The sequence below is a fragment of the Bifidobacterium sp. MSK.13.1 genome (assembly GCF_019131435.1).
In the GTDB taxonomy this organism is placed as follows: Bacteria; Actinomycetota; Actinomycetes; order Actinomycetales; family Bifidobacteriaceae; genus Bifidobacterium; species Bifidobacterium pseudocatenulatum.
The window spans coordinates 28,474-40,628 of record NZ_JAHOMM010000002.1 but is presented as its reverse complement, the minus strand read 5'-3'; the positions used below and the strand labels follow the sequence as shown (position 1 = coordinate 40,628).

The 12,155-nt window shown below is 57.6% G+C and carries 7 protein-coding genes; 3 read left to right on the top strand and 4 right to left on the bottom strand.

Annotated features, from left to right (window positions below):
- Positions 1-54: 54 nt before the first annotated feature.
- Positions 55-636, top strand: a complete 582-nt coding sequence (locus tag KSY55_RS02895; RefSeq protein WP_004221678.1) for a xanthine phosphoribosyltransferase — start codon at positions 55-57, stop codon at positions 634-636.
- Positions 637-693: 57 nt separating this feature from the next.
- Positions 694-2,085: a nucleobase:cation symporter-2 family protein gene (locus tag KSY55_RS02890; protein WP_034880605.1), complete on the top strand. Its 1,392-nt coding sequence runs from the start codon at positions 694-696 to the stop codon at positions 2,083-2,085.
- 108 nt (positions 2,086-2,193) lie between these two features.
- Here the strand turns inward: KSY55_RS02890 and KSY55_RS02885 are convergent, their stop codons facing one another.
- The 4 genes from KSY55_RS02885 to KSY55_RS02870 all read right to left on the bottom strand — a co-directional run bounded on the left by KSY55_RS02885 (position 2,194) and on the right by KSY55_RS02870 (position 9,971).
- A complete protein-coding gene (locus tag KSY55_RS02885; protein ID WP_118233315.1) occupies positions 2,194-4,029 on the bottom strand; it encodes an acyltransferase family protein in 1,836 nt (611 codons plus the stop codon).
- Positions 4,030-4,307: 278 nt separating this feature from the next.
- Complete coding sequence (locus tag KSY55_RS02880) at positions 4,308-5,537, bottom strand: acetate/propionate family kinase (RefSeq protein WP_004221674.1); 1,230 nt, start codon at positions 5,535-5,537, stop codon at positions 4,308-4,310.
- 88 nt (positions 5,538-5,625) lie between these two features.
- Positions 5,626-7,296: a phosphate acetyltransferase gene (pta, locus tag KSY55_RS02875; protein ID WP_217749542.1), complete on the bottom strand. Its 1,671-nt coding sequence runs from the start codon at positions 7,294-7,296 to the stop codon at positions 5,626-5,628.
- Positions 7,297-7,493: 197 nt separating this feature from the next.
- Positions 7,494-9,971 carry a phosphoketolase gene (locus KSY55_RS02870; RefSeq protein ID WP_034880609.1) on the bottom strand — a complete coding sequence of 826 codons (2,478 nt, stop codon included), beginning with the start codon at positions 9,969-9,971 and terminating at the stop codon, positions 7,494-7,496.
- A gap of 456 nt (positions 9,972-10,427) precedes the next feature.
- Here KSY55_RS02870 and guaA point away from each other — a divergent pair, with 456 nt between their 5' ends.
- Positions 10,428-11,990, top strand: coding sequence for a glutamine-hydrolyzing GMP synthase (gene guaA, locus KSY55_RS02865; RefSeq protein WP_004221667.1), 1,563 nt, complete (start codon positions 10,428-10,430; stop codon positions 11,988-11,990).
- The last annotated feature ends 165 nt before the right edge of the window (positions 11,991-12,155 follow it).

Sequence of the window (12,155 nt, the reverse complement as noted above, 5' to 3'; positions counted from 1 at the left end):
CACCGTATGTCAACATCAACGCCGCCTTATGAGGCCAACAATCTAAGGGGATTCATGAAGGAGCTCGAAGAGCGCATTCGCCTGCAGGGTACCGTCAAGCCAGGTAATGTGCTGAAAGTGGATGCTTTCCTCAACCACCAGTGCGATGTCGAATTGTTCGACCACATGGGTGCCGCTTGGGCGGAACATTTTGCCGGTAAAACCATCAACAAGATCCTGACCATTGAAGCTTCCGGCATTGGTATCGCCTGTGTTGCCGCGCGTCATTTCGGCAATGCGCCTGTGGTGTTCGCCAAGAAGGCGCAGTCCATCAATCTCGATGGCGACCAGTACACCACCACCGTCTACTCCTTCACCAAGCAGAAGGAATTCCCCGTCATCGTGTCCAAGAGGTATCTCAACGAGGGCGACCATGTGCTGTTGCTTGATGACTTCCTGGCCAACGGCAAGGCTCTGAAGGGCCTGATCAATCTGTGCCATGATGCCGGAGCGACGGTCGAGGGCATCGGCATCGCGGTGGAGAAGGGTTTCCAGGGCGGCGGCGATGAGCTGCGCGCAGCGGGATACGACGTTGATTCCCTGGCAATCGTGGAGTCGATGGATCCGGAAACCGGTACCATCGAATTCCGCTCCTGATCGTCGCATCTCACGGGCGCGCATCAGAAACCATTACAACCTGTTACTCATCACAGCATGAATGAGAGAGGATTCATTGTGAGAGAAGAGAAGAAGAAAGACAACACGAACGAGAAGAAGGGCGTTTCCTTTGAAGCGCTTAGCAGCTTGGACGCGCCTGTTTCGTTCTGGAAGGGCATCCCGTTCGGCCTGCAGCATGTCATGGCGATGTTCGTGGCCAATCTGGCTCCGATTTTCTTGGTGGCTTCCGCCGCCAACATGAGTGCCGAGCAGTCTGCCACGATTATTCAGGCCGGTCTGCTGGTGGCAGGTCTGGGCACCTGCCTTCAGCTGTATGGCGTGTGGCTGATCGGCTCCCGCCTGCCGATGGTCACTGGCATTTCCTTCACCTATGTGGCTGCTGCCATGTCGATCGCCCAGAACCAAGGCTACGGCGCGGTCGCCGGCGCGGTTGTGCTTGGTGGCCTGTTGGAGGTTGCGCTTGGTTTGACGGCCAAGTATTGGCGTCGCTTCGTGCCGCCGATCGTATCCGCGATTGTGGTTACGTCGATTGGTTTCTCACTGCTTTCCGTTGGTGCCACCAGTTTCGGCGGCGGTTCCGGCGCTGAGGATTTCGGAAGCTGGCAGAATCTCACGCTCGGTCTGATTTCGCTGGTCGCCTGCTTGGCGTTCCAGCTGCTGATGAAGGGTACTGCCAAGCAGCTTTCCGTGCTGTTCGGCTTGGTTGTCGGCTATGTTGTCGCGATTTTCATGGGCAAGGTCGATTTCTCTGGTTTCGCGAATCTGCAGGTTGTGTCCGTGCCGCATTTCATGCCGTTCCAGCTTGAATTCGATCCGGGCGCGATCATCTCCTTCGCCCTGCTGTATGTCGTGTCTTCCGTTGAGGTGCTGGGTGATACCGCTGCGCTCACCAAGGTTGGTCTCGACCGTCAGCCTACCGATAAGGAGACTGCGGGCGCCATTGCAGGCGACGGTCTCATCTCCTCCGTCTCCGGCCTGTTCGGCTGCTTGCCGTTGACGTCGTTCGCACAGAATATCGGCTTGGTCGCCATGACCAAGGTCGTCAACCGTAAGGTGATTCTTTCCGGTGGTCTGATTCTGGTGATAGCCAGCTTCGTGCCTGCCGTGGCGGAAGTGTTCAATTCCCTGCCGCAGGCCGTGCTTGGTGGCTGCACCATCATGATGTTCGGTAACATCATCCTGTCTGGCTTCCAGATGATTTCCGAGGCCGGCTATACGCAGCGCAACATCACCATTGCGGCGTTGAGTCTCACCATCGGTATCGGTTTCACGCAGGTCGGCGACATTTTCGTCAACTTCCCGCCGCTGTTCCAGTCCATCTTCGCATCCAATTGCATCGCCGTGGCGTTCGTTGTGGCCGTGCTGTTGAATGCTCTGCTGCCGAGTGAAGAGCATTTTCTGTCGGCTCCGCAGCATCAGGAAGACTGAGTCCGTTCAGATCCTAAAAGGTTATGAGGACCCCCTGCTCAAACGAGTCAGGGGGATTCCTCATATTCATCGCAAAACTGCTTTGCCGCGATTCGCAAGAAGGATGTTTCAGTGCCCTTGCTTGATCCAGTTCGCAATCGCATCCTTGACAGCCTGGGCGTACAGCGTATTGGACATGCCAGGGTGAATACCATCTCCGGCAAGCTCATCAGGATGCGCCGAAATCGTAGCGTCCCAGTCAACGAGAACAACGTTGTCGGAATGGGCGGCCGCGAAGTTGCTCAACGCGTCGTTCGTTCCGGGGACCCAAGACACGGGGGCATGCGCATTAATCAGCACAAGCACATGATCCGGTCCAATGTCGTTCAGTATGTCATTGAGTTGGCCATCGGTCACCGCTGAATTCGTAGCCAAGCCGACCAGCACCCATTGGCGCAATCCTTCCGGCTGGCTTTTGGCTTGGTCTATAAGTCCCAATGCCTTGGTCATCGAACGTGAGGTTTCCGCATCAACAGTGATTCCGGGAAAAACGGATTGCAAACCTTTACTGGAGGCAAGCATCACCGAGTCACCGAATGCGACCATCTGCTGCCCGTCAGGCATGGTGTATGCGGGTTTCTTGGGCGCTGGCGGATGCTTCCTATCGAAGTCGAGGTGCATGCCCTGCTGCTCTTTCAGCATTTTCGCATTCTCTTCCAACGCGCGTTCCACACTGGTCTGCTTTGGTGCGTTGGCTACCGCGTATCCGGACATCAAGCATGTACTCAATACCACGGCGATCGTAATCCAGCATCTGGTTACATCCCACATTCCGTTTTCTGGCAGCGGGCGAATCATGGCGATAAATCCGCCACGGGCGACGGGCTGTTCTACCAACTTCCACGACATGGCGGTACAACATGCGGTAAGAGCGAGTGTGATTAGCAGCATCCATCCCAGATGCCGAGCACCCCACTGGGGGAACATCGCCTTGGTGAACAACCATAAAGGCCAATGCCACAGGTAAATGCCGTATGAATATCGGCCGGCCACATCAAATGGTTTGAACACCAGCAGATCCTGCATCCAAGATCCGAAAGGAATGGAACCGGCGACCAGAACCACTGAAAGTAGCGAAGCCGCGAAAATCCCTCCATAGAAGGCAGCAGGACCCTGCTCAACGTGCTGCATCATCCATAACAGAATCAGTAATGCCACAAAAGCCGCCGCAGGGCCGATCTTGCTCCAGACCAGACGAGCGCGTTCCATGATCGCCGTTTCTTCCGGACGACCGTTGCCACGCCGTATGATCATCAGCAGCCATGCCAGCATGGCACCTAGCCAAAGTCCCATGGCATGTGTGTCCGAACCGAAATACACTCTGGTTGGATCGGTTCCCGGGTGATACCGCAATCCCATGGAAAGCGCACTGCACACGGCAAGTCCGGCAAGTACCGCCACCGGCACCCAACGTACCAGAATTTTTCGAAGCAGGTAGATCAGCAAAGGAGCCAACAGATAGAACTGCATCAGCACCGACATGAACCACAGATGACGGAACATGTCTGGATTCATCTGCGAGAAATAGCTGGCGCCACTGCCGATGGCATACCAGTTGTAACAACCCAGCATAGCCGTCACTATCTGGTTGTTAATGTCCACCAACATGTCTTGGTTGATGAACCATGCCAACGATACGGTGACGGGAATCATCAGAATCAACGCCGGGTATATTCTGCGCAGACGCTTGAGGTAATATTCCTTGAAACCTATTCCCTTGCCGGAATCAATATGATTCAGCAACGACGAGAAAATCAGAAAACCTGAAATGGTGAAGAATATGTCAACACCTAGGAATCCGCCCCGCAGAGTGCCCTGGTCGCAGTGATACAACACTATCGCGATCAAGGCGATGCCCTTGAGGCCATTCAGACCGACAAAACGACGTCTTACCACAACAATCAACCGCTTCTCTCAACATGCGACGTATGCGCGTTAGGCACAACGTTTCGTATCGTACTACCAGCCCCTCCCCCATTATGCGGATCATGAACGGATATGGAAAGATGTTGTCTGGGACGATTGGAAACGTTCGGCGATCGAAACCTTAAAAGCGGTGAAACATAAGGATTATTCGAAAAAGAAAGGACCGTACGTCCCATTGGCATTGGATTTGATTCCAATGGAACGTATGGTCCTCTTCATACGGTCCCGTCAATCATTTGACTGCGGGATCTCCTCGCTCACTTGGAGAAGACGTTGCCGTAAGTGTCTTCGCCTGCTTCTGCGATTGCCGCGGACTTGCGGGCGATTGCCAGCTCCTCGTTGGTCGGAATGACGCAGATGGTGATCTTGGAATCCGGGGTGGAGATGATGCGCGGTTCCTTGGAACGGGTGGCGTTCTTCTCTTCGTCCAGCTTGACGCCGAACGGGGCGAGCTTGTCGCACACCATCTTGCGGACCACGTCATCGTTCTCGCCGACGCCTGCGGTGAAGGTGATCACGTCTACGCCGCCCATCTGAGCGGTGTAGTTGCCGATGTAGCCGACGATGCGGTGTACGTAGACGTCGAGAGCCAGCTTGGCGTCCTCGTTGCCTTCGGCGACCAGACGGTGAACCTCACGGAGGTCGCCGAAGCCGGTCATGCCCATCATGCCGGAACGCTTGTTGAACAGAGCGTCGAGCTCGTCCACGTTCATGTGGGCGTTGCGGATCAGGTGGAAGACGACGGCCGGATCGATATCGCCGGTACGGCCACCCATCATGAGGCCTTCGAGCGGAGTCAGGCCCATGGAGGTCTCGACCGGCTTGCCGGAAACTTCGGCGGAGGCGGAAGCGCCGTTGCCGATATGCAGCACGATCTGCTTGAGGCCTTCAGCCGGCTTACCGATGACGCTCGGCACCACGGAGGAGATGAACTCGTGGGAGGTGCCATGGGCGCCGTAACGGCGGATGTGGTACTGGTCGGCGATTTCCTTGTTCAGCGCGTAGGTGCTTGCGGCCTTCGGCAGCTGGAAGAAGAAGGAGGAATCGAACACGAAGATCTGCGGGACGTCCGGCAGGAGCGCGCGCATGACTTCAGCACCCTTGGCTTCCGGACCGTTGTGCAGCGGCGCGAGCACGGCGAGGTCCTTGACCTGGTTGATGGTCTTGTCGGTGACCAGAGCCGGGTTCGGGAAGATGGAACCACCCTGCACCACGCGGTGACCAACAGCCACGATGCCGGCCTCGTCCAGCTTCGGACCGAACTCGTTGAAGAAGCCGAGCACGCGCTTCAGACCCTGCTCGTGGTCGTGGATCGGCTCTTCCAGCTCATGCTTCTCGCCGTTGAACTCGTGCTTGTAGTGGCCGTCAACCGGCTCGCCGATCTTCTCGACCAGGCCGGAAGCAATACCTTCACCGGTTTCAAGATCAACCAGCTGATACTTGATAGAGCTGGAACCGGAATTGATGACAAGGACGGTTTTCGCCATTGTGGGCATCCTCCATGTGTTAATCGATGTGCCGCTTGCGCGACTTTCCAAACTTTAGATTACTCTTTGCTTGCTACAAAATAGCGTTTTACTGGGCTTCGATGGCGGTCAGGGCAACCGTGTTGATGATGTCCTGCACGGTTGCGCCTCGGCTCAGGTCGTTGACCGGTCGGTTCAGTCCCTGCAGCACCGGACCGACGGCCACTGCGCCGGAGGAACGCTGGACGGCCTTGTACCCGATGTTGCCCGCGCACAGATCCGGAAACACGAACACATTGACATGGCCAGCCACATCGTTGCCCTTGGCCTTGGTGGCTGCAACGGTCGGCGACCAAGCCGCGTCGAACTGGATGGAACCGACGACCGCGAGGTCCGGAGCCTTCTCCTTCACGAGTGCGGTTGCTTCCTCCACGAGATCGACGTCCGGTCCCTTGCCGGATCCCAGCGTGGAATAAGACAGCATGCCGACCTTCGGATCGAGGCCGAACGCCTTTGCCGTTTCGGCGGACTGGATGGCGATTTCCGCAAGCTGCTCAGCGGACGGGTTCAGGTTGATGGCGCAATCGGAGAACACTGCGACATGGTCCTTGAAGCACATGAGAAACGCACCGGACACGAGGGAGGATCCCGGCTTGGTCTTAATGACCTGCAGGGCCGGGCGTACGGTGTTGGCCGTGGAGTTGATGGATCCGGAAACCAGACCGTCAGCCTTGCCGAGCACCACAAGCATGGTACCGAAGTAGCTGTCGTCGGCGAGCTGCTTGCGAGCCTGTTCCTCGGTCATGCCCTTCTTGGCGCGCAGTTCGCACAGCTTGGCGACCATCGGAGCGAGCACTTCCTCGTCATCCTTGGCCTGGAACTGCGCCTTTTCAAGGAATTTGAGACCAAGCTCCTCGCCGCGGGCGAGAATGCCTTCCCTGTCTCCGACGATGATCAGATCGACGATATCACGCTCAAGCAGATAGTCGGCCGCCTTGATGATGCGGTCTTCGGATCCTTCCGGAAGCACGATGGTTCTCTTGTCCGCCTTGGCCTTGCCCAGCAGACTGTACTGGAATGCGTATGGCGTGGTCGGCGCCTCGAATGGAGCCTCAACAGCGGCGATAAGCTCTTCGGCGTTGACATTCGCCTCGAATGCCTCCGTGGCTTTGGTCACGGCGTCTTCCTCGTCAAAATCAACGGCGGGTAACGTCCACACCGGCACCTCGTAAGCTGCGAACTCCTCCTTGAGAGGTTCCACCTGTTCGTCTTTGCATCCGGTGATGAACACGCCGGCGACCTTGCTGCCTGCATTCTCGATGATGGTCTTCGACGCCTCGACAGTGCCCAGGACCTGTTCCGGAGTGCGGTTGATGGTGCATACGGCAAGAAGCACGACAGACTTAAGATCAGCGGCTACGTCAGCATTGAACGCAAAGATGGACGGGTCGTTGATGGCGGATTTGTCCGTTCCGACAACAACCACGGCTTCAGGCTGGGCGGTTTCGATGGCTTCCGTGTAGGCGGCCACGATATCGGCCCGGGAACCTTCCTTGTCGGTGCGTGCACGCTTCGGGCAAACACCGACGGATTGTTCACGGCTCAGCCCCGAGTTGCTTGCTTCAAGAAGAACGTCGGTGAAGGTTTCCTTGCGACAAACCGCCGGACGGAACACGGCCGTCTTCTTGGCAGCTGCGAATGCCTTGGTGACGCCAAGGGCCACGACGTTGCGGCCGTTTGCTGCTTCAGGGCTGATAATGGTGACGCTGGTTAGACTCACGATGTCTGCTCCTATTCGTTGTTTTTAAGGTGTGTGACTGCGCTGTTTCGCACCATGTGCCATTGTAATGCGTGAACGGTAACAGACACGCATCTCATGAAACGGTGTTGCGAACAGACGGTGAAGAGTAAACAGAAAACCCCAGAGGACGAATCCTCTGGGGTTTTCTTCAAGCGATCAGCCTATAGAGGCTAGACTCACTCGTTATCGCCAGCGGTTGCGGCGGTAGCGGAGACAGCACCCTGCTTGGTGGTGTTGACGCCGGAGTAGACCCAATCGGTGTAATCCGGGTGATCGTAGCCGTTGTCGACTGCGAACTGGAAGGCTTCCTGACGGAAGGCTTCGAGCTCGTTGATCTTGTCGGCGTACTTGTCAGCATCGATCATGCGCAGAGCTTCGGCAACGAGCTCGTAGCGGTCGATGTTGTTCACGCGAACCATGTCGTACGGGGTGGTGGTGGAGCCCTGCTCCTCGTAGCCGTGGACGTTGAAGTTGTCGTGGTTCGGGCGATCGTAGATCAGACCACGCACGTCGCGAGCGTAGGAGTGGTAAGCGAACAGGACCGGCTTGTCTTCGGTGAACAGGTCAGCGAAGTCAGCGTCGGAGATAGCCTGATCGTTCTCCTTGGTGGACTGCAGCTTGACCAGATCCACAACGTTGACGACCTTGAACTTGATGCCGAGCTCGTTGAGCTTGTCGGCAGCAGCCATGATCTCCTGAGCCGGAACGTCGCCAGCGGAGGCGAGCACGATCTGGGCTTCGTCGTTGGACTTGGCGGTGGAAGCCCACTCCCACTCGGCAGCGCCCTTCTCGAGCTCAGCGCGAGCTTCGTCCAGGGTCAGCCAGGTAGCGGCCGGCTGCTTACCAGCAATGATCGCGTTGATCATGTTGGTGGACTTGTAGCACTTCTCAGCCACAGCGAGCAGCATGTTGGAATCCACCGGGAAGTAGATGCCGATCACGTGATCGTTGTTGAAGCACTTGTTCAGCAGGACGGAGGTGACACCCGGATCCTGGTGGGAGAAGCCGTTGTGATCCTGACGCCACACGTGGGAGGAGACGAGCAGGTTCATGGAGGAGATCGGCTTGCGCCACGGGATCTCGCGGACGGTAGCCTCGAGCCACTTGGCGTGCTGGTTCAGCATGGAGTCGATCACGTGCACGAAGGACTCGTAGGAGCTCCAGATGCCGTGACGGCCGGTGAGCAGGTAGGCCTCGAGGAAGCCTTCCATCTGGTGCTCGGAGAGCTGCTCAGTGACCTGGCCGGTGACAGCCATGTGCTCGTCAACCTGGGAGGACAGGTAGCCGGCGTCCCACTGCTTGTTGGTGACGTCGTAAGCGGCCTGCAGACGGTTGGAAGCGGTCTCGTCCGGTCCGAAGATGCGGAAGGAGTCCGGGTTGTTCTTGATGATGTCGCGAGTGTAGACGCCCAGACGACGGGTGGCTTCGAGCTGGCCCCAGCCGTGGCCGTACTCGGCGACTTCCTTGACCTCGTAGTCTTCGAGGGCCGGCAGGTTTAGCTCTTCGCGGATCACACCACCGTTGGCATTCGGGTTGGCACCGATGCGCAGTTCGCCGGTCGGCATGAAGGCGGTGACTTCCGGCTTCACGGCACCGTTCTCGTCGAACAGTTCTTCCGGCTTGTAGGACTCGAGCCAGTTCTTGAGGACTTCGAAGTGAGCCTCGGTATCGCGGGCGGAAGCCAGCGGGACCTGGTGGGAACGCCAGGAGCCTTCGGTCTTCTTGCCGTCGATGAACTTCGGGCAGGTCCAGCCCTTCGGGGTGCGGAAGATGATCATCGGGTAGAACGGACGAGTCATGTCGTCGGTCTGGGCTGCGGCCTTGATGTCGCAGATCTCGTCGAAGACGGTCTCGAACAGCTCGGCGAAACGACGGTGGATCGACAGGTGATCCTCGTTGTCGAAGCCAGCGACGAACTCGTACGGCTCATAGCCCATGCCGTGGAAGAACTCGTGGAGCTCTTCGTCGGAGATGCGGGACAGGATGGTCGGGTTGGCGATCTTGTAGCCGTTGAGGTGCAGGATCGGCAGCACGATACCGTCGGTGCGCGGGTTGACGAGCTTGTTGGACTGCCAGCCGGTGGCCAGCGGGCCGGTCTCAGCTTCGCCGTCGCCGACGATGGCCGGAACGAACAGGCTCGGGTTGTTCATCACAGCACCGTAGGCGTGAGACAGGGCGTAACCCAGCTCGCCACCTTCGTGGATGGAGCCCGGAGTCTCCGGAGCGTAGTGGGACGGGATGCCGCCCGGGTAGGAGAACTGGCGGAAGAACTTCTGCAGACCAGCTTCGTCCTTGGTGATCTTCGGGAAGGTCTCAGTGTAGGTGCCGTCCAGGTAGGACTGAGCGGTACCAGCCGGGCCGCCGTGGCCCGGGCCCATGATGATCACAGTGTTCTGCTGGTGATCAGCGATGAGACGGTTGATGTGGCCGATGAGGAAGTTCAGGCCCGGGGTGGTGCCCCAGTGACCGACCAGACGGTGCTTGACGTCTTCGCGGGTGAAAGGCTCCTTCATCAGCGGGTTGCTACGCAGATAGATCTGGCCGATGGAGAGGTAGTTGGCTGCACGCCAGTACTTATCCACGCCTTCGATAGCTTCCTCGGAAACCGGAGCGTTCAGCTTCTTCCAAGGGGTGCCAATAACAGGACTCGTCATGTGTACTCCTGTACTCCTGCACTGTGTTGTGCGATTGTTTATTTTCATTCGGTCCTGAATCTCGCAAAACCTTGCGGTTCCGCGGAACGATTCATTCCCAATCACTTGAGCATATTACGAGCGAGGTGCGACTTTTTGCTGTTTTTTTGCGACTGTGTGCGCAAGTGTGTCGTTTCTGTTAGAAAATGAGAACTTTTATCGGGAGATTTGTGAATACTTCACATGGTATCAAAAAGATTGATAAACGGCTCAATATCAACGATATTGAGCTACCTTCGCACCTTTTTCACGTTCGTTTTGCAATACTTGCATGCGGCGTGTTGAACCATGCGTAGTAAGCAATTGTGAGGTTTGTTCACTTTCTGTTCACAGCGTTTCCAATGTCTGCTCGCGTCGCCACAATAGAACAGTTAGTATTGTTGCTTCTTCATACCTCATATCAAAAGGGAGAGTGTTATGGCTGCAGGTCCTGTGCTCGTTGTTGATTTCGGAGCCCAGTACGCCCAGCTGATCGCACGTCGCGTGCGTGAAGCCAATGTTTATTCGGAGCTTGTGCCGCATTCCATGCCGGTCGACGAGATGCTGGCCAAGGATCCGCAGGCCATCATCCTTTCCGGTGGTCCGGCTTCGGTGTTCGAACCGGGCGCGCCGCGTGTGGACAAGAAACTGTTCGAGGCCGGCGTTCCCGTACTGGGCATCTGCTACGGCTTCCAGGCCATGGCCTATGCCTTGGGCGCGAATGTCGACAAGGCCGCCCTTGGCGAATATGGCAAGACCGAGACCTTCATCGACAAGTCGGAAGGCCTGCTCGACGGCTCCCCCGCCGATCAGAACACGTGGATGAGCCATGGCGTGGCCGTCAAGACCGCGCCGGAGGGCTTTGAAGTGCTGGCGCATACCGAGGGCGCGCCCGTTGCCGCCATGCAGGACGAATCCCGCAAACTGTACGGCGTGCAGTGGCATCCTGAAGTCAAGCACACCCCGATGGGCCAGCAGCTCATCGAGACCTTCCTGCACAAGTGCGCAGGGCTCGGCAACAACTGGGATGCCTCCAGCATCATCGAGGATCAGGTCGCGAAGATCCGCGAGAAGGTCGGCGACGCACAGGTGATTTGCGGCCTGTCCGGCGGCGTTGATTCCGCGGTCGCGGCGGCTCTCGTGCACAAGGCCATCGGCGACCAGCTCACCTGCGTGTTCGTGGACCACGGTCTGCTGCGCAAGGGCGAGGCAGAACAGGTCAAGCATGATTTCGTCGAGGCGACCGGCATCAAGCTCATCGCCGTGGACGCCTCCGAAGACTTCCTCACCGCCCTGAAGGGTGTGAGCGAGCCGGAGAAGAAGCGTAAGATCATCGGCGAAAAGTTCATTCGCACGTTCGAGAAGGCTCAGCGCCAGGTCATCGAAGAGGCGGGTGCTTCCGGCAAGGAAGTCAAGTTCCTCGTTCAGGGCACCCTCTACCCGGATGTTGTGGAATCCGGCGGTGGCGACGGCGCAGCCAACATCAAGTCGCACCACAATGTGGGTGGCCTGCCGGACGACATCAAGTTCCAGCTCGTCGAGCCACTGCGTACCTTGTTCAAGGATGAGGTTCGTGCCATCGGTACCGAGCTTGGATTGCCGGACGAAATCGTCTGGCGTCAGCCGTTCCCTGGCCCGGGCCTCGGCATCCGCATCATCGGCGAGATCACCAAGGAACGTCTGGATCTACTTCGCGAGGCCGACGCCATCGCTCGCGAGGAGCTTTCCAAGGCTGGTCTTGACCGCGATATCTGGCAGTGCCCGGTCGTGCTCCTTGCCGATGTGCATTCCGTGGGTGTGCAGGGCGACGAGCGCACGTATGGTTCGCCAATCGTGTTGCGTCCGGTTTCCTCCGAAGACGCCATGACCGCAGACTGGTCTCGCATTCCGTACGATGTGCTTGCCACGATTTCGACGCGTATCACCAATGAATGCCGTCAGATCAACCGTGTGGTGCTCGACTGCACCTCCAAGCCGCCGGCAACCATCGAGTGGGAGTGATTCCAAGCTGATTCGTTACTGAACGCAAAATCGCAATCAATATGATGAAGCCCCCGAAAGTGCGAAACTTCCGGGGGCTTCATCATGCTTTCCGCCTTCTAGGCTCGAGCCAGATAACACCTCTCAAGGTGTCGGATGCCTCGTCGCTGCTTACCTCTTTACGTA